11 protein-coding genes, 3 rRNA genes and 1 pseudogene are annotated in these 17,443 nt (G+C 65.1%); 6 read left to right on the top strand and 9 right to left on the bottom strand.

Annotated elements, in window-relative coordinates; genetic code table 11:
* Positions 1 to 156 precede the first annotated feature (156 nt).
* The 4 genes from ATK36_RS07670 (at position 157) to rrf (ending at position 6,920) form a co-directional block, all read left to right on the top strand.
* The gene (locus ATK36_RS07670; protein WP_098510635.1) at positions 157 to 1,347 is read left to right on the top strand and encodes a low temperature requirement protein A; all 1,191 of its coding nucleotides are present in this window, start codon (positions 157 to 159) and stop codon (positions 1,345 to 1,347) included.
* Between the two features lie 432 nt (positions 1,348 to 1,779).
* Positions 1,780 to 3,301, top strand: a 16S ribosomal RNA gene (locus ATK36_RS07665).
* Positions 3,302 to 3,584: 283 nt separating this feature from the next.
* Positions 3,585 to 6,711, top strand: a 23S ribosomal RNA gene (locus tag ATK36_RS07660).
* A 92-nt stretch (positions 6,712 to 6,803) separates the two neighbouring features.
* Positions 6,804 to 6,920: ribosomal RNA gene (gene rrf, locus ATK36_RS07655) — 5S ribosomal RNA — on the top strand.
* Together the 16S, 23S and 5S rRNA genes form the textbook arrangement of a ribosomal RNA operon.
* Positions 6,921 to 7,552: 632 nt before the next feature.
* Here rrf and ATK36_RS07650 read toward each other — a convergent pair.
* From ATK36_RS07650 to ATK36_RS07625, 6 genes and pseudogenes are all read right to left on the bottom strand, one after another.
* On the bottom strand, positions 7,553 to 8,740 hold the full coding sequence (locus ATK36_RS07650; RefSeq protein WP_098510634.1) for a L,D-transpeptidase: 1,188 nt from the start codon (positions 8,738 to 8,740) through the stop codon (positions 7,553 to 7,555).
* Positions 8,741 to 8,845: 105 nt separating this feature from the next.
* Complete coding sequence (locus ATK36_RS07645) at positions 8,846 to 9,712, bottom strand: patatin-like phospholipase family protein (RefSeq protein ID WP_098510633.1); 867 nt, start codon at positions 9,710 to 9,712, stop codon at positions 8,846 to 8,848.
* 45 nt (positions 9,713 to 9,757) lie between these two features.
* The gene (locus tag ATK36_RS07640; RefSeq protein WP_098510632.1) at positions 9,758 to 10,432 is read right to left on the bottom strand and encodes a DedA family protein; all 675 of its coding nucleotides are present in this window, start codon (positions 10,430 to 10,432) and stop codon (positions 9,758 to 9,760) included.
* Positions 10,433 to 10,565: 133 nt separating this feature from the next.
* Positions 10,566 to 11,567, bottom strand: a complete 1,002-nt coding sequence (gene lipA / locus ATK36_RS07635) for a lipoyl synthase (RefSeq protein ID WP_098510631.1) — start codon at positions 11,565 to 11,567, stop codon at positions 10,566 to 10,568.
* Between the two features lie 37 nt (positions 11,568 to 11,604).
* Positions 11,605 to 12,557, bottom strand: a pseudogene (locus ATK36_RS07630) (oxidoreductase).
* Between the two features lie 20 nt (positions 12,558 to 12,577).
* Entirely contained in the window at positions 12,578 to 13,105 is a 528-nt protein-coding gene (locus ATK36_RS07625; RefSeq protein ID WP_098510630.1) for a hypothetical protein, read from the bottom strand.
* A gap of 132 nt (positions 13,106 to 13,237) precedes the next feature.
* Between ATK36_RS07625 and ATK36_RS07620 the strand changes: the two genes are divergently transcribed.
* Complete coding sequence (locus tag ATK36_RS07620) at positions 13,238 to 13,867, top strand: TetR/AcrR family transcriptional regulator (RefSeq protein WP_098510629.1); 630 nt, start codon at positions 13,238 to 13,240, stop codon at positions 13,865 to 13,867.
* 10 nt (positions 13,868 to 13,877) lie between these two features.
* Complete coding sequence (locus ATK36_RS07615) at positions 13,878 to 14,813, top strand: LLM class F420-dependent oxidoreductase (protein WP_098510628.1); 936 nt, start codon at positions 13,878 to 13,880, stop codon at positions 14,811 to 14,813.
* Between the two features lie 358 nt (positions 14,814 to 15,171).
* Here the strand turns inward: ATK36_RS07615 and lipB are convergent, their stop codons facing one another.
* Genes lipB through ATK36_RS07600 form a run of 3 tightly spaced genes read right to left on the bottom strand, consistent with a single transcriptional unit; the run spans position 15,172 to position 17,422 of the window.
* Positions 15,172 to 15,915 carry a lipoyl(octanoyl) transferase LipB gene (lipB, locus tag ATK36_RS07610; protein WP_098510627.1) on the bottom strand — a complete coding sequence of 248 codons (744 nt, stop codon included), beginning with the start codon at positions 15,913 to 15,915 and terminating at the stop codon, positions 15,172 to 15,174.
* Positions 15,912 to 16,541 (bottom strand): phosphatase PAP2 family protein, encoded by a 630-nt coding sequence (locus ATK36_RS07605; RefSeq protein ID WP_098510626.1) that lies wholly within the window; start codon positions 16,539 to 16,541, stop codon positions 15,912 to 15,914. The genes lipB and ATK36_RS07605 overlap by 4 nt, the downstream gene beginning before the upstream one ends.
* Positions 16,538 to 17,422: a TIGR01777 family oxidoreductase gene (locus ATK36_RS07600; protein WP_098510625.1), complete on the bottom strand. Its 885-nt coding sequence runs from the start codon at positions 17,420 to 17,422 to the stop codon at positions 16,538 to 16,540. The genes ATK36_RS07605 and ATK36_RS07600 overlap by 4 nt, the downstream gene beginning before the upstream one ends.
* Positions 17,423 to 17,443 lie beyond the last annotated feature (21 nt).

Genomic DNA, 17,443 nt, shown 5'->3' with positions numbered 1-17,443 from the left:
GCGCCCTGGGGGGCGATCGAGTGCGGTGAAGGCAGAGGCGGGCCTGGTAGAGGGGGAACCGGGCCCGCCTTTTCCGTTCGCTTCGGTTTTTCCGTTCGCCTCGGAGACCCGGGCATGCTGGGATGGGCCGGAACCGAGCCGAAACGGGGAGCGCGGATGGCCCACGAAGCGTCGCCGGCCGGGCGGACCCGGCAGTGGTATCGGCCGATGCGGCCACGGGACCGGCAGGAGGAACACCGTGCCTCCACACCGCTGGAGCTGCTGTTCGACCTGTGTTTCGTGGTCGCCGTCGGGCAGGCTGCGGCCCAGCTGCACCACGCGCTCGGCGAAGGGCACGTCGGACACGGCGTACTCAGCTTCGCGATGGTTTTCTTCGCAGTCTGGTGGGGCTGGCTGAACTTCAGCTGGTTTGCTTCGGCCTTCGACACCGACGACGTGCCGTACCGCCTCGCGACGTTGGTACAGATCGCAGGCGGCCTCACTGTCGCCGCCGGAGTCGACCGCGCCTTCGACGGGAACTACGACGTGGTCGTCGCCGGGTACGTGCTGCTTCGGCTCGCCGCGGTCGTGCAGTGGCTGCGCGCGGCACGTCAGTCCCCTGAGACGGCTAAGACGGCGTACGCGTACGCCGTCGGGATCACGGTCGTACAGGTGTTGTGGATCGCCCGGCTCGCGTTGCCCGAGTCACTGGCCCTGGCCAGCTTCCTCGTACTCGTCCTGCTGGAGTTCGCCGTGCCGCTGCTGGCCGAAAGCCGCGCCGGCACGACCTGGCACCCGCACCACATCGCCGAGCGGTACGGCCTGTTCACACTGATCGTGCTCGGCGAAACCGTGCTGAGTGCGACGAACGCGGTGAAGGAAGGCCTCGCCGCGGGCGCTCACACCGGCGATCTCGTCTCACTGGCCGTGGCCGGGCTGGTGCTCGTGTTCTCGATGTGGTGGCTGTACTTCGACCGGCCCGGCCACGCCCGCCTGACCCGTGGTGATTCCCTCCGTACCGCGTTGAGCTGGGGATACGGCCACTACCTGATCTTCGGCTCGGCCGCCGCCGTCGGCACCGGCCTGGAACTGGCCGTGGACTTCGACAGCCACCACACCGCGCTGGGCGGCACCGCGACCGCGCTGGCCGTGACCGTCCCGGTCGCCGTGTTCCTGCTGAGCGTCTGGCTCCTGCACATCGGCCCGACGAACGAATGCCGCCCGATCGCCGTCGGCTTCCCGGTGGCCGCCCTGCTGATCCTGGGCGCGTCGTTCGGCCCGGCCCCGATCCACCTGACCGCCGTCCTCGCGGCGGGACTCGTGGCGGTGACGGTGGTGGCCACACACGGGCAGCGGTGGGCCGGCTGAAGGCCCGTTCGCCTCGATGGCCGGGTGCACCGGATCGATGCAGGTCAGGGGCTTGGCGCGAAAAAAGGGACCCCCCTGTTCGCGGGCTGTTGCGGGGCATGTAATCTTCTCTTCGTCGCCAGGGAGACCGGGCGGCCGCCGGGGCCACGAACCAAGCTCCCACACTGGTGGTAGAGTGGGTGGTCCCAAACCTCCGGAGCTGAACCAGTCGCCGATGAAGCCTTGAGCTTCTCAGTGCAAGCCGGTCCGGCTCGGGGAAAATAGCTTGAAACAACGCTGATGATCGGCTCGTTTGCGGGTTGGTTGTGGGTGTGTTGCTTGAGAACTCAACAGTGTGCTAGTGAACTAAGCCAGTAGAGCTTGAATGTTTTTGAAACCCCTCGTTGGGGTTTCCTTTGAGATTATTTTTTGTAGTCTGGATTGACTCGTTCATTGTTGGAGAGTTTGATCCTGGCTCAGGACGAACGCTGGCGGCGTGCTTAACACATGCAAGTCGAACGCTGAAGCATCTTCGGGTGTGGATGAGTGGCGAACGGGTGAGTAACACGTGGGTAATCTGCCCTGTACTTTGGGATAAGCCTGGGAAACTGGGTCTAATACCGGATATGACTCTTGGGGGCATCTTCGAGAGTGGAAAGTTTCGGCGGTACAGGATGAGCCCGCGGCCTATCAGCTTGTTGGTGGGGTGATGGCCTACCAAGGCGACGACGGGTAGCCGGCCTGAGAGGGTGACCGGCCACACTGGGACTGAGACACGGCCCAGACTCCTACGGGAGGCAGCAGTGGGGAATATTGCACAATGGGCGGAAGCCTGATGCAGCGACGCCGCGTGGGGGATGACGGCCTTCGGGTTGTAAACCTCTTTCGCCAGGGACGAAGCGAGAGTGACGGTACCTGGATAAGAAGCACCGGCTAACTACGTGCCAGCAGCCGCGGTAATACGTAGGGTGCGAGCGTTGTCCGGAATTATTGGGCGTAAAGAGCTCGTAGGCGGTTTGTCGCGTCGGCCGTGAAATCTGGAGGCTTAACCTTCAGCGTGCGGTCGATACGGGCAGACTTGAGTTCGGTAGGGGAGACTGGAATTCCTGGTGTAGCGGTGAAATGCGCAGATATCAGGAGGAACACCGGTGGCGAAGGCGGGTCTCTGGGCCGATACTGACGCTGAGGAGCGAAAGCGTGGGGAGCGAACAGGATTAGATACCCTGGTAGTCCACGCTGTAAACGTTGGGCGCTAGGTGTGGGCGACATTCCACGTTGTCCGTGCCGTAGCTAACGCATTAAGCGCCCCGCCTGGGGAGTACGGCCGCAAGGCTAAAACTCAAAGGAATTGACGGGGGCCCGCACAAGCGGCGGAGCATGTGGATTAATTCGATGCAACGCGAAGAACCTTACCTGGGCTTGACATGCGCCAGACATCTCCAGAGATGGGGCTTCCCTTGTGGTTGGTGTACAGGTGGTGCATGGCTGTCGTCAGCTCGTGTCGTGAGATGTTGGGTTAAGTCCCGCAACGAGCGCAACCCTTATCCTATGTTGCCAGCGCGTCATGGCGGGGACTCGTGGGAGACTGCCGGGGTCAACTCGGAGGAAGGTGGGGATGACGTCAAGTCATCATGCCCCTTATGTCCAGGGCTTCACACATGCTACAATGGCTGGTACAGAGGGTTGCGATATCGTGAGGTGGAGCGAATCCCTTAAAGCCGGTCTCAGTTCGGATCGCAGTCTGCAACTCGACTGCGTGAAGTCGGAGTCGCTAGTAATCGCAGATCAGCAACGCTGCGGTGAATACGTTCCCGGGCCTTGTACACACCGCCCGTCACGTCATGAAAGTCGGTAACACCCGAAGCCCATGGCCCAACCCCGTAAGGGGAGGGAGTGGTCGAAGGTGGGACTGGCGATTGGGACGAAGTCGTAACAAGGTAGCCGTACCGGAAGGTGCGGCTGGATCACCTCCTTTCTAAGGAGCACAACACATCCCAGCCCACGGGTTGGGGGTGGCCTGAGTTTGGAAGCCGACTGTGTTTCTGCTCGGGTTGCTCAAGGAATTGTGGAACTACTGGTTATCGCCGGTCACGGTGAATGTGTTCGATGTCTAGTACTGCAGGGTTTTCTCTGTGTGGAACGGGTTGGGCGTGTTCGGGTGGTGGGTTGTTCACTGTGCACTGTTGGGTTCTGAGGCAACGCACTGTTGTTTCTGGTGTGGTGTTTGAGAACTGTAGAGTGGATGCGAGCATCTTTGTGGTCAAGTTGTTAAGGGCACATGGTGGATGTCTTGGCTTCAGGAGCCGATGAAGGACGTGGGAGGCTGCGATATGCCTCGGGGAGCTGTCAACCGAGCTGTGATCCGAGGATTTCCGAATGGGGAAACCCAGCACCAGTGATGTGGTGTTACCTGCCGGTGAATATATAGCCGGTGTGGAGGGAACGCGGGGAAGTGAAACATCTCAGTACCCGTAGGAAGAGAAAACAACCGTGATTCCGTGAGTAGTGGCGAGCGAAAGCGGAAGAGGCTAAACCGTTTGCATGTCAAGCTGTCAGGCGTTGTGCAGATGGTGTTGTGGGGCCCGCCTTGAAGATTCTGACAGGTCTTCGGGATGACGCATGCGTTAGTGGAACGCCTTGGGATGGGTGACCGGAGTGGGTGAGAGTCCCGTACGCGAAAACGTGTGTTGTTGTTCTTGGTGGTGTTCCCGAGTAGCAGCGAGCTCGTGGAATTTGCTGTGAATCTGCCGGGACCACCCGGTAAGCCTAAATACTTCCTGGAGACCGATAGCGGACGAGTACCGTGAGGGAAAGATGAAAAGTACCCCGGGAGGGGAGTGAAAGAGTACCTGAAACCGTGTGCCTACAAGCCGTCAGAGCCCTGTCGTGGGGTGATGGCGTGCCTTTTGAAGAATGAGCCTGCGAGTTAGTGCTGCGTGGCGAGGTTAACCCGGGTGGGGTAGCCGTAGCGAAAGCGAGTCTGAAGAGGGCGTTCTAGTCGCGTGGTCTAGACCCGAAGCGGAGTGATCTACCCATGGCCAGGCTGAAGCGCGGGTAAGACCGTGTGGAGGGCCGAACCCACTTAGGTTGAAAACTGAGGGGATGAGCTGTGGGTAGGGGTGAAAGGCCAATCAAACTCCGTGATAGCTGGTTCTCCCCGAAATGCATTTAGGTGCAGCGTCGCATGTTTCACCACGGGGGTAGAGCTACTGGATGGTCTAGGGGCCTTACCGGGTTACCGAAATCAACCAAACTCCGAATACCGTGGTGTGAGAGTGTGGCAGTGAGACGGCGGGGGATAAGCTTCGTCGTCGAGAGGGAAACAGCCCAGAACACCAGCTAAGGCCCCTAAGTGTGTGCTCAGTGGGAAAGGATGTGGGATTGCCCAGACAACCAGGAGGTTGGCTTAGAAGCAGCCATCCTTGAAAGAGTGCGTAATAGCTCACTGGTCAAGTGGTCCTGCGCCGACAATGTAGCGGGGCTTAAGCACACCGCCGAAGCTGTGTCACTCACACGATACATCGGCTCGACTCTTCAGGGTTGTGTCTAGTGGTGTGGGTGGGTAGGGGAGCGTCCTGCATCCGGTGAAGCCGCCGTGGAAACGAGTGGTGGAGGGTGTGGGAGTGAGAATGCAGGCATGAGTAGCGAATGCAGAGTGAGAAACTCTGCCGCCGGATGACCAAGGGTTCCTGGGCCAGGCTAATCCGCCCAGGGTAAGTCGGGACCTAAGGCGAGGCCGACAGGCGTAGTCGATGGACAACGGGTTGATATTCCCGTACCCGAGCATGTGCGCCCATGGCGAGGCGGTTGATACTAACCACCTGAAGCCACGCTGGATGCCCTTCGGGGTGGATGGTGTGTGTGGAGCGTGGGATCTGATTCCGTAGTAGTCAAGCGATGGGGTGACGCAGGAAGGTAGCTCCGCCAGTGAGTGGTTGTACTGGTGTAAGCGTGTAGGAGGAGCAGTAGGCAAATCCGCTGTTCGTATACTCTGAGACGTGATGCGTAGCCGTTTGAGGTGAAGTGGGTGATCCTATGCTGTCGAGAAAAGCCTCTAGTGAGTGCATGCACGGCCCGTACCCCAAACCAACACAGGTGGTCAGGTAGAGAATACTGAGGCGATCGGGTGAACTGTGGTTAAGGAACTCGGCAAAATGCCCCCGTAACTTCGGGAGAAGGGGGGCCAGGCACTGTGATACCCCGTGCGGGTGGAGCGGTGTGTGGCCGCAGAGACCAGCGGAAAGCGACTGTTTACTAAAAACACAGGTCCATGCGAAGTCGCAAGACGATGTATATGGACTGACGCCTGCCCGGTGCTGGAACGTTAAGAGGACCGGTTAACTCCTTTTCGGAGGGGTGAAGCTGAGAATTTAAGCGCCAGTAAACGGCGGTGGTAACTATAACCATCCTAAGGTAGCGAAATTCCTTGTCGGGTAAGTTCCGACCTGCACGAATGGCGTAACGACTTTCCGGCTGTCTCGACCACAGGCCCGGCGAAATTGCATTACGAGTAAAGATGCTCGTTACGCGCGGCAGGACGGAAAGACCCCGGGACCTTTACTATAGTTTGGTATTGGTTTTCGGTTCGGCTTGTGTAGGATAGGTGGGAGACTGTGAGGCTGGCACGCTAGTGTTGGTGGAGTCGTTGTTGAAATACCACTCTGGTCGGATTGGGAATCTGAACCTACGCCCATGATCTGGGTGAGGGACAGTGCCTGATGGGTAGTTTAACTGGGGCGGTTGCCTCCTAAAGGGTAACGGAGGCGCCCAAAGGTTCCCTCAGCCTGGTTGGCAATCAGGTGTTGAGTGCAAGTGCACAAGGGGGCTTGACTGTGAGACTGACAGGTCGAGCAGGGACGAAAGTCGGGACTAGTGATCCGGCACCTCCTGGTGGAAGGGGTGTCGCTCAACGGATAAAAGGTACCCCGGGGATAACAGGCTGATCTTGCCCAAGAGTCCATATCGACGGCATGGTTTGGCACCTCGATGTCGGCTCGTCGCATCCTGGGGCCGGAGTAGGTCCCAAGGGTTGGGCTGTTCGCCCATTAAAGCGGCACGCGAGCTGGGTTTAGAACGTCGTGAGACAGTTCGGTCCCTATCCGCCGCGCGCGTAGGATACTTGAGGAAGGCTGTCCCTAGTACGAGAGGACCGGGACGGACGGACCTCTGGTGTGCCAGTTGTCACGCCAGTGGCATGGCTGGTTGGCTATGTTCGGAAGGGATAACCGCTGAAGGCATCTAAGCGGGAAGCCTGTTCCAAGATGAGGTATCCCACCCCCTGTGGGTTAAGGCCCCCAAGAGACGATTGGGTTGATAGGCCAGAAATGGAAGCACAGTAATGTGTTGTCGAGTTGACTGGTACTAATAGGCCGAGGACTTGCCCACGAAGAGGCTACGCATCCACTCTACGGTTCTGAAACACCACACCAGCATCATCACCGTGAGGTGGGTGGTGGGTGTGTGTTGTTTCGGAGTGTTTCGGTGGTTTTAGCGTCAGGGAAACGCCCGGTCCCATTCCGAACCCGGAAGCTAAGCCTGACAGCGCCGATGGTACTGCAACCGAAGGGTTGTGGGAGAGTAGGACACCGCCGAACTCACCATGAACAGGCGAGGCCCCGGTCGAGAACCCCAACAGGTTCTCCCGGGGCCTCCCTGCATATCCCCCCGGGCATCCACCCCGGCCCGTCACTGGCCGACCCCCACGCACAGGCCACCCCGCGGACCCCCGGCACACACCAGGCCCCGGCACCCCGGCAGGGACGTGCCCACCGAACCACACAACACACGGCCGACCACGCCAGGACGCGCCCACACCAGCCCAACCCAGGACCAGGCCACCAGCCCGGTCCTTTTTCATGGGGGAAGAACCCGCCGAGGGACACCCAGCCCGGACCACCTACCGCCTCACGGACACGACAACCCACCGGGGGTAACGCGTATCCCCACGAAACTGGAGCCTCGGCTGGGGGATTCACGTACGAGCCTCGGGGAACACTTCACCGGGCACCACCGCGATACCGGGCACAGCCGCGACCCGGCTGCGCCCAGATGCCCGTACCTGGGACCGATGCCCGCACCAAACTCTTGTACACGGATCCCTTGCGCCCGCACGATGTCTGGCCGGCCGGCAAGCGAAAGGGCCGGTCACCACACGGGGTGACCGGCCCTTCCCTGGGTCCGGAACTCGGCTCAGCGGGCATCGCCCGCCCGGCAGATCACGGCATGCTCAGAGTGCGGAACCCTTCTGCCAATCGGGCCAGGACTTGGACCAGTCGCCGTAAAGGTCCCAGAGCGGCAGCTGCGGGCCGCCCGAGTTGGTGACTTCGACGACGTCGCCGAGGCCGAAGTTGTCGAAGAACCACTGGGCGTTGGCGGCGTTGAGATTGATACAGCCGTGCGAGACGTTGGAGCTGCCCTGCTGGCCGACGCTGTTCGGGTTCTCGTGCACGAACTCGCCGTCGTTGGAGATGCGTTCGGAGAACTTCTCGTTGGAACGGTAGGCCTTCGGGTCCGGCGGGCAGACGCCGTAGGTGCACGAGTCCATGGTGTAGTTCGCCTGCTTGTCGGAGATGACGTGCGGGCCGAGATGCGTCGGGGTGGCGTCCTTGCCCATCGAGATCGGCATCGACTTGACCATCTGGCCATTGTGGAAGATCTGCATCTGCTCGCTGTTCCCGTCGGCCTTGCCGATCCAGGAATCGTGCACCTTGTACGTTTCGGTGCGATCCTCCGCGCCGAAGACACCGTTTCCGAAATCGACGCCGTAGATTTTCGCGGAGACGGTCAGCGTGGTACCCGGCTGCCAGTACTCCTTCGACCGGTAGTGGACGTTCTTGTCGTCGATCCAGTACCAGCCGCCCTCCTGCTTCGGCGAGGACTCGACCGACAGCGCCTTCTCCACCGCGGCCTTGTTCTTCACCGGGGTCGCGAAACTGAACACGATCGGCTGACCGACACCGACGCCGGCGCTCTTCGCCGCGGACGGCGCCGGGATCAGGTTCGCGTTCGCTTCCTTCTTCGGCGTGATCGTGGTGACGTCACCGGCCTTCTCGACCGGCTTCCCGTCCGCGCCCTGGGCATGCGCGACCACGTGGTAGCTGCCGCCGTAGCCGAGCACCTCGCTGGTGGTCCAGCTCAGCCCGTCCGGCGCGATCTTGCCCTCGACCGGCTTGCCCTTCGCGCTGGTCACCGTCACCCCGGTGAGCTTCCCGTTGGCGGCCTTGACGACGATCGGCGTGGTCGGATTCATCCCGTTCGCGTCCGCCGGTTCGATGGACACCGTGGCAGGCGAGGCGGAACCGCCCGAACCGGAAGTGCCGGGCGAACCGGAATCGTCTCCGGACGAACAGGCCGAGGCCAGTAAGGTCGCCACGAGAATTCCGGCGGCCGAAAGAATATTCTTTTTCGGGAACATGATGTCTCTTTTGTGAGGATCGCGGACCGGCAGGCTACTTCTGACAAAGCTACGCGATCGGAAAGACGTCGTGGGCAGCGGATGGGTGCATTGCGGTGACGCGAATCACGGCACGACGAGCCCGGGTGCGCCGTAAAGTCCCGGACCGTCCACGACCAGCTCTTTCAGATAGGTCCGGGCCGCTTCCCGGGCCAGCCGCGCGAGATCGTCGGTGTGACTGAAATCGAGCGGGCTGACCCGCAGCGGCTCCGGCCCGGGCAGGTACACCACCGGGGCCGCCCGCGCGGCCAGCGGCGCCTCCAGTACCGCCTGATTGCGCATGCTGATCATCGCGGTGAACATCAGCACCTCGGCGAAGGTGCCCGGCGCACCGGGCATCCGGCCCGGGAACGCGCAGTCCAGCACCACGAGCGATTTCGCGCCCATGTGCAGCGCCTGGCGCATCGGTACGTTCGCGACCAGCCCGCCGTCGTACAGCAGCCGCCCCTCGTGTTCCACCGGCGGGTAGATGCCCGGGATCGCGCAACTGGCGAGCAACGGCGCGCGCACCGGGCCGGCTCGGAACAGCACCGGTTCGGCCGTGTCGACGTCGGTGGTCACGACGCCGAGCGGCAGCTCCAGGTCCTCGAACCGGCAGTCGGGACCGAGGTGATCGTCGATGATCTTCGCCAGGCCGGTGTTCGGGAACAGGTGGGTCTTGCCGTGCCGGAGCGTGCGTACCCGGCTGAGCATGCCGCCGGGGAACGCCTCGTGCCGGGTCATCCGTGCCCAGATCTCCGGCAGCAGGGCCGGGCCGCTCCCGCCGGGCAGGGCGAGCACGGCGGAGTTCAGCGATCCGACGGAGGTGCCGACGACCAGGTCCGGGACCAGGCCCGCCTCGTCGAGCGCCTGAAGCATGCCGACCTGCAGGGCGCCGAGACTGCCGCCGCCGCCGAGAACGAAGGCGACCGGTCGCGGGAGAGCGAATGCCATACCGCCGAATCTAGTGAGCCGCGGCCACCCCGGGTGGGTGACTTGTCACTGCGGCGTGTCCGCGGTCTCCTCCTCCTCGGCCGGCTCGGGCTTGGGCTCGGGCTCGGCGAGTGCCTTGCGCTTCTTGAGCCGCAGCAGGAAGAACACGAGCACACCGACGATCACCGCGGCGACCACGAGGAATCCGGTGTTGAGCGCGCCTTCGACCTTTTTGGCCGCTTCGCCGAGGGCCGCGCCGAGGCTGATGTGCACGAGCGACCAGCAGAGCGCCCCGAGCGTGGTCGCGGGCAGGAACTTCCGGAACGGCAGCTGGGACGCGCCGGCCGCGGCCGGGAGGAGCGTGCGCAGGACCGGGAGGAAACGGGCGAAGAACACTGCCCACGCCCCTCGCCGTTCGAGCACGGAACCGGCCCGATCCCAGGCGTCCGCGCCGTACTTGCGGATCAGCTTCGTTTCACGCAGGCGCGGGCCGAACTTCCGGCCGAGTGCGTAGCCGATCGAATCGCCGAGCGCCGCGCAGACCGTGACGACCGCCCACAGAATGAGGAAGCGGGGCACCGAGGTCGCCGTGGTGGCGGCGATGAGCAGCCCCGATTCGCCGGGCGCGATGAAGCCGAGCCCGACCGTGCACTCGGCGAGCACGAGCCCGCCCGCAGCCGCGACGAGGCCGGGTTGGGGAAGTTCTTGCAGCCAGTTCAACAGGTCCGTTACGAGTGCCACGCCGCCACTTTACTTGCGCTTTGGAATTCGCCGGGTGGGGGGCGGTGAACTGGGGGTTTGCGGGCAGGAAGGGCTGTGTGAACGGTCGAAGCCTGCCCACGGCGGGAACCCGCGGGCAGGCTTCGGGGAGAGATCAGCGTGCCAGGAGTGAGGTGGCTTCTTGTGCTGCTGGTCCTTCGGCAGTGAGGTGGGTGAGGTTGTCCGGCAGCTCCTCGCCCCGATGCGCCTTGGTCTGGGCGTACAACCGGCCCGCCCGATACGACGACCGCACCAACGGCCCCGCCATGACCCCAGCGAACCCCAGGGACTCGGCGACCTGAGCATGGGCGACGAACTCCTCCGGCTTCACCCACCGATCCACCGGATGATGCCGCGGCGACGGCCGCAAATACTGCGTGATCGTCAGAATCTCGCAGCCCGCCCCCACCAGATCCCGCATCGCCGGCTCCACCTCATCCGGAGTCTCCCCCATCCCCAGAATCAGGTTCGACTTCGTCACCAACCCCGCCTCACGCGCCCGGGTGAGAACCTCCAGGGAACGGGCGTACCGGAACCCGGGGCGGATCCGCTTGAAAATCCGCGGCACCGTCTCCACATTGTGCGCCAGCACCTCCGGGCGAGACCCGAACACCTCAGCCAACTGAACAGGGTCGGCATTGAAGTCCGGGATCAGCAACTCCACCCCCGTACCCGGGTTCAACGCATGGATCTGCCGGACCGTCTCCGCATACAGCCACGCACCACCATCATCCAGGTCGTCCCGCGCCACACCGGTCACCGTCGAATACCGCAACCCCATCGCCCGCACCGACTCGGCGACCCTCACCGGCTCAGTACGGTCCAGCGCCGCAGGCCTACCCGTATCGATCTGACAGAAATCACACCGCCGCGTGCACTGATCCCCACCAATCAGAAACGTCGCCTCACGATCCTCCCAACACTCATAAATATTGGGACACCCCGCCTCCTCACACACCGTATGAAGACCCTCACGACGCACCAAACCCTTCAACTCCGAAAACTCCGGACCCATCCGCACCCGAGTCCGAATCCACGACGGCTTCCGCTCAATCGGCGTCTCACTGTTACGCACCTCAAGCCGCAACAACTTCCGCCCCTCCGGCGTCACACTCACCTGGCCCACCCTACGCCGGGGAAGACGGCAGGTCCCGCTAGCGCGGGTCGGGGGTGACCTCGGTCAACCTGGCGGTCAGTTCCCACAATGCGGACCCGGTGCGCGGGTCCTGGACGGTGGCCAGCGTACGGAGTTTCGTGGGGGCGCCGTGGGTCTGCAGAAGGTGCCCGGGTCCGATGTAGTCGCTACCGGTCACGTCGCCGGCGGTGGCTGCGTACAGCTGCGACAGTGCGCCTTTTTCCAGGCTTTGCGCCAACAGTGAGCTGCCGAACCTGCCGACGGTCGCGATCAGCCGACGCACCGCAGCGTTCCGATACGAGTCGGCAGTGTTTCCGATCAGTGCGGTGTGCGAGAAGCCGGGATGCGCGAGCACGCTCTGTACGGTCGAGTCGGCGGCGCGCAGGCGTCGGTCCAAAGCTCCACTCCGAAGACCTGGTTAGCCAGCTTTGTCTATCCATACGCGGCAGCTGCGTGGTACCGGTGGTGTTCGGTGTTGAGGTCGTCCAGCTGCAGGTGGGCGCCGAGCGCGGTCGCGCTCGACAGCGTGACTACGCGCGCCGCGGTCCCACTGCGAAGGGCGGGCATCAACAGCCAGGTCAGCGCGGCATGCCCGAGGTGGTTGGTGCCGAACTGAAGCTCGAACCCGTCGGCTGTCCGACTGTGCGCAGTGGCCCATACGCCGGCGTTGTTCATCAGTACGTCGAGTACGTCGCCAGTGAGGTCGCGTACGGTGGCTGCCGCCTCCTGGACCGACGCGAGGTCGGCGAGGTCGAGACGGACCACTTCGGGCCTCGCGCCGGTCGCGACCGCGGCAACCCGCGTGAGGGCGGCCGCGCCGCGCTCCGGTGAACGACAGGCCAGGAGTACGCGGGCACCGTGTTCCGCGAGCACTTCAGCCGAGCGCAGGCCGAGCCCGGAGTTCGCCCCGGTGATCACGACAGTCCGTTCACTCTGGTCGGCGATGTCGGTCTCGGTCCAGCGCCGGCGCATGCGGCTCTGCTAACTACAGCTCACGCGCTATGCGCGAGCAGTCGCCTCAGATGGCCCATCGGGCTGCGACGGCAGGTCGTACGCGCGTCTCCAGCGCGTACCAGCGCATCGAGCGCACGGCCCACCTTGGTGACCTCTTCGCGTGGTTCGCTCGCTTCGGCGAGCCCAGCCGTGACGGCCAGTATGCGCAGCTCGCCTTCGTGTAGCGGCACCAGTGCGGCGCAACGCTGTACGCCGTTGTCCAGCAACGTACGCAGGGCCTCGTGCTTCGACTGCGCGCGGCGCCATGCTCGGGACACTGCGTCGACCTGGTCGCCCACGCCGTCCGCGAACGCGTCTTCCGGATCGGCCAGCTCGGCACGCAGATATCCGCCGAGCAGCTGGCTCCACTTGTACTGCAGGGCCAGCAGCAGATTCTCTTCGGCGCCGAACACCGCGGCAGCACCCGGGATCTCGTCGAGCGCCAGCGGCTCGGCCGGGGCACGTTCGGCGTGGCGGACGGCGGCTTCGAGGATTTCCCGGCGGCGGTAGAAGTCGGTCCAGCTCATGGTGTGGCTCCCCTTCCGTGGCCCAGGCCGTACCGCAGGTTTGCGGCATACTCCCGGTACGGACCTGACGCGGTCAACATACCACGGGTATGCCCACCGGCCGCCCGGCGTAAGGTCGTGATCGTGCCGACAATGAGGTCCCGACGACTCGACTATTCGGAGTCGACCCGTTCCGCCCTGGTCGAGTCCGCGGTGGAGCTGTTCACCAAGCGCGGGTACGCGAGTACCTCGCTCGACGAGGTGGCCAAACGCGCCCGGGTCACGAAAGGGGCGCTGTACCACCATTTCGCCGGGAAACAGGCCTTGTTCGAGGCCGCGTTCGAATCGGTGGAGAGCCTGGTCTACGACCGGCTGGAGAAGATCATGACCGGCCCCGGTACCGCGTGGGAGCGGGCGCTGGGCGGGCTCAAGGCGTTCATCGGCAGCTGCCTCGACCCGGCCTACCAGCGGATCGCCATCCACGAGGCGCCGGTGGTGATGGGCTGGGAGCGCTGGCGCGAGGCCGAGGAGCAGTGCAGTTTCGGGCTGGTGCGCGCCGGGCTGCAGCTGCTCGTCGACGCGGGCGAGGTGGAGCCGGTGCCGGTCGAGGTCACATCGCGGCTGCTGTTCGGCGCGTTGTCCAGCGCGGCCACCGAGATCGCGAGCGCAGCCGACCCGAAGAAGGTCGGCGCCCAGATCGAGGACGTGATCGTGCGGATGTTGCTGCGAGTGCGCCGTCCGGCCGGCGAAGAAACGCCGGAACGAGCCGCCGCCGGTGATTAGGCTGGCGGCCATGGACTTGAGGATCTTCACCGAACCCCAGCAAGGGGCGAGCTACGACACCCTGTTGCGCGTGGCGCGGACGACCGAGGCAGCGGGTTACGACGCGTTCTTCCGCAGTGACCACTACCTCTCGATGGGCGATGCCGATGGGCTGCCCGGCCCCACCGACGCGTGGATCACCCTGGCCGGGCTGGCCCGGGAGACCGAGCGGATCCGGCTCGGCACGCTGGTCACCGCGGCCCCTTTCCGCCACCCCGGCCCGCTCGCGATCTCCGTCGCGCAGGTGGACCAGATGTCGGGCGGCCGGGTCGAATTCGGCCTCGGGTCCGGCTGGTTCGATGCCGAGCACACCGCGTACGGCCTGACGCTGCCGCCGCTCAAAGAGCGGTTCGACCTCTACGCCGAGCAGCTGGAGATCATCACCGGCCTGTGGCGCACTCCGGTGGGGGAGAAGTTCTCCTTCTCCGGCAAGAACTACACGCTCACCGACTCGCCGGCGCTGCCGAAGCCCGCGCAGTCGCCCGCGCCGCCGGTGATCATCGGCGGGAGCGGCAAGAAGCGCACCCCGGAGCTGGCCGCGCGGTTCGCGGACGAGTTCAACCTGCCCTTCGCCGACCAGGAGGCCGCCCTCGCGCAGTTCGAGCGGGTGGCCGCGGCGGCGACCGCGATCGGCCGCGACCCGAAGGAGATCCTGCGCTCGGCGGCGCTCACCGTGGCCGTGGGCAAGGACGACGCGGCGGTGACCCGCCGTGCCGCGGCGATCGGCCGGGACCCGGAGGAGCTGCGCCGCGACGGGCTGGCCGGCACCGTGGCCGAGGTGGTGGAGCGGATCGGGCGGTGGCGGGAAAAGACCGGAATCACCCGGCTTTACCTGCAGGTGCTGGATCTCGCCGACCTGGACCACCTCGAGTTCATCGCGGCCGAGGTCGCTCCGCAGCTCGACTGAACCCGTGGTGAAAAGCTGTGAAGGGTCCCTTTTACGGACTCAGAATCCAGGGTGTCGGCAAAGTCGGTGTGGGGCCCTGCGCAGCCCGCGGAGGTCCGTGAAGGGGCCCTTCACGGACTCTGAGTCTGTGAAGGGCCCCTTCACAGACCCGAAACAGGTCTGGCGCACACACCACGAGGTGGTCGCGCGTCTCGAGCACCTCCGCATCGCCCGCTGCCGGGCGCAATCGACGAAGAGGGCAGGTGCCGTCGATGATGAAGGGGCAGCTACGGCTCACTCTGCTGATCATGGGGCCTCGGCGACTTTGCCGGGACCCTGGACTCAGAATCCGTAAAAGGGACCCTTCACCGCACTCGGGTCAGTTCTGCAGGGCGAAGGTGACGCCGGGGGCCTGCGGGGCCTCCGGGCGCGGCAGCCAGCGGTCGTCGCTCACCGGAAGTTCGCCTTCCAGCGCGGCCAGCACCAGCTCCTGCGCCAGCGGCAGCGCTTCGGCGACCGGGACGTCGCGCTGCAGCTCGGAGGACAGCGAGGTGACGCCTGCGTCGCGGATGCCGCACGGCACGATCGCGTCGAAGGCGCCGAGGTCGGCATTGCAGTTCAGCTCGAACCCGTGCATCGTCACCCCGCGCTGCACGCGGATGCCGATGGCTGCGATCTTGCGTTCGATCCCGCGGTCGTCGGCCGGAATCCACACTCCGCTGCGGCCTTCGACGCGGCCGCTGTGCACGCCGAAGTGGTCGCACACCGCGATCAGCGCCTCTTCCAGCCGCCGCACGTACTGCACCACGTCGATCGGGTCGGCGAGCTTGAGGATCGGGTATCCGACCAGCTGGCCCGGCCCGTGCCAGGTGATCTTGCCGCCGCGGTCCACGTCGATCACCGGGGTGCCGTCGGCCGGGCGGTCCTCGGGCTCGGTGCGCTTGCCCGCGGTGTAGACCGACGGATGTTCCAGCAGCAGCATGGTGTCCGGGCCGAGCTCGTCGGCACGGGCGGTGAGGACCTCGCGCTGCAGGTCCCAGGCCTTGGTGTACTCGATCGTGCCGATCTTCCGCACGTCGACGGGTTCAGTGGCGGCGCGGCAGCTGGTGCTCGGAGAACTCACCCATTGAGGCTACCTCGCTCCACCGCCGGAAAGGGCAGTAGCCGAAGTGCGCTCGCAGACACCAGGCCGGCACCCAGGACGGCCAGAACGGCGCCGACGGTGTCGGTGACCCAATGCACACCGAGCACGACCCGGCAGGCCGCGGCGAGCACTGTCGCCACCACTGCAGCTGTCGCCGCCCACCGCACTTGACGTGGCCACAACCAGCCGCACAGCAGCACTACGACCAGCCCGGTGGCGGCCACGGACACCACATGCCCGCTCGGATAGCTCAGATCCGGGTACGTGCGCGGGCGCTGTCTTTCGAACACGGGCTTGAACGCGATGCTGGTCAGCCTGCACAGCACCAGCACGACACCGAGCCGCAGACATCCGGTCCACCGTGTCCGGTCGCGCAGCGCGACCGCGATCAGCGCCACCCCGAGCACGTACGGCAGGACCGGCCCGAGAACAGCGGTGATCACCTCCGCGACCGCGCCCGCCGGCCGCGAGTCCTGCCCACGCAAGGCATTCGCGACCTCGGTGTCGAGCGACAACGGCTCTCTCGCGACGAGCAGCCCAAGCCCCAAGAAGGCGGCGAACAGCACCACGCCGGCGACCGCCCACCGCACACGTGGCACGGTCATGTCGCTGCGGCCAGGGCACTTTCCACGGTGCGGTGCCGGAAGTCGTAGCCGCTCTCTTCCAGCCGGCGCGGCACTGCGCGCTGCCCGAACAACGCCATTTCCTCGCCCGCCTGGCCCAGCGCGGTCTTCACCGCGATCGCGGGCACCCACCACGGCGCGGGCCGGTGCACCGCCCGGCCGAGCGCGTGGGTGAACTCGGCGTTGGTCACCGGCGCCGGTCCGGTGAGATTGACCGGACCGGACACCGCGTCGTGTTCGAGCACGTGCTGCAGCGCGCCGATCTCGTCGTCGAGCGAAATCCACGGCATGAACTGGCGTCCGTTGCCGAGCCGCCCGCCGAGCGCGAAGCGGGCGAGCGGCCGGAGCACGTTCAGCAGTCCGCCCTCGCGGGCGAGTACCAGCCCGGTGCGAGCAGTGACCACGCGGGCGCCCGCTGCCACCGCGTGCGCCGTCGCGCCCTCCCACGCCCGGCACAGCCCGGCGAGGAAACCCTCGCCGGAAGCGGAAACCTCAGTGACCACAGTGGACCCGGTGTTGCCGTAGAAGCCCACCGCGGACGCGTTCACCAGCACGCCGACGCCGTGTTCGGCCACTGCTTCGGCGAGTACCTCGGTCGGCTCGACCCGGCTGTCCAGCAGCACCTGCTTGCGCATCCCGCTCCACCGGCCGGGAAGCAACGGCGCCCCGCACAGGTTCACCACCGCTTCGACGCCGTCGAAGGCGCCTTCGTCGATGCGCCCGGACGGCGGGTCCCAGCCGCGTTCGTCCGCTGTCCGCGCGGTCCGCCGCACCAGCCGGCGCACCTCGTGCCCGGAGGTGCGCAGCCGCCCGGCCAGCGCCGTGCCGATCAGTCCGCCGGATCCCGCGATGAGTACCCGCATACCTCTGATCGTGTCCTATCC

It is taken from the genome of Amycolatopsis sulphurea (assembly GCF_002564045.1).
Lineage (GTDB): Bacteria > Actinomycetota > Actinomycetes > Mycobacteriales > Pseudonocardiaceae > Amycolatopsis > Amycolatopsis sulphurea.
The sequence above is the reverse complement of the archived record's forward strand: the minus strand, read 5'-3'. Positions and strand labels throughout refer to the sequence as shown.

Excerpts from the sequence above, each read along its gene's own strand:
- ATK36_RS07600 (WP_098510625.1), bottom strand. The coding sequence starts at position 17,422 with ATGCGGGTACTCATCGCGGGATCCGGCGGACTGATCGGCACGGCGCTG.
- ATK36_RS07670 (WP_098510635.1), top strand. The coding sequence starts at position 157 with ATGGCCCACGAAGCGTCGCCGGCCGGGCGGACCCGGCAGTGGTATCGG.
- ATK36_RS07625 (WP_098510630.1), bottom strand. The coding sequence starts at position 13,105 with ATGAGCTGGACCGACTTCTACCGCCGCCGGGAAATCCTCGAAGCCGCC.
- ATK36_RS07620 (WP_098510629.1), top strand. The coding sequence starts at position 13,238 with ATGAGGTCCCGACGACTCGACTATTCGGAGTCGACCCGTTCCGCCCTG.
- ATK36_RS07650 (WP_098510634.1), bottom strand. The coding sequence starts at position 8,740 with ATGTTCCCGAAAAAGAATATTCTTTCGGCCGCCGGAATTCTCGTGGCG.
- ATK36_RS07615 (WP_098510628.1), top strand. The coding sequence starts at position 13,878 with ATGGACTTGAGGATCTTCACCGAACCCCAGCAAGGGGCGAGCTACGAC.
- ATK36_RS07645 (WP_098510633.1), bottom strand. The coding sequence starts at position 9,712 with ATGGCATTCGCTCTCCCGCGACCGGTCGCCTTCGTTCTCGGCGGCGGC.
- ATK36_RS07605 (WP_098510626.1), bottom strand. The coding sequence starts at position 16,541 with ATGACCGTGCCACGTGTGCGGTGGGCGGTCGCCGGCGTGGTGCTGTTC.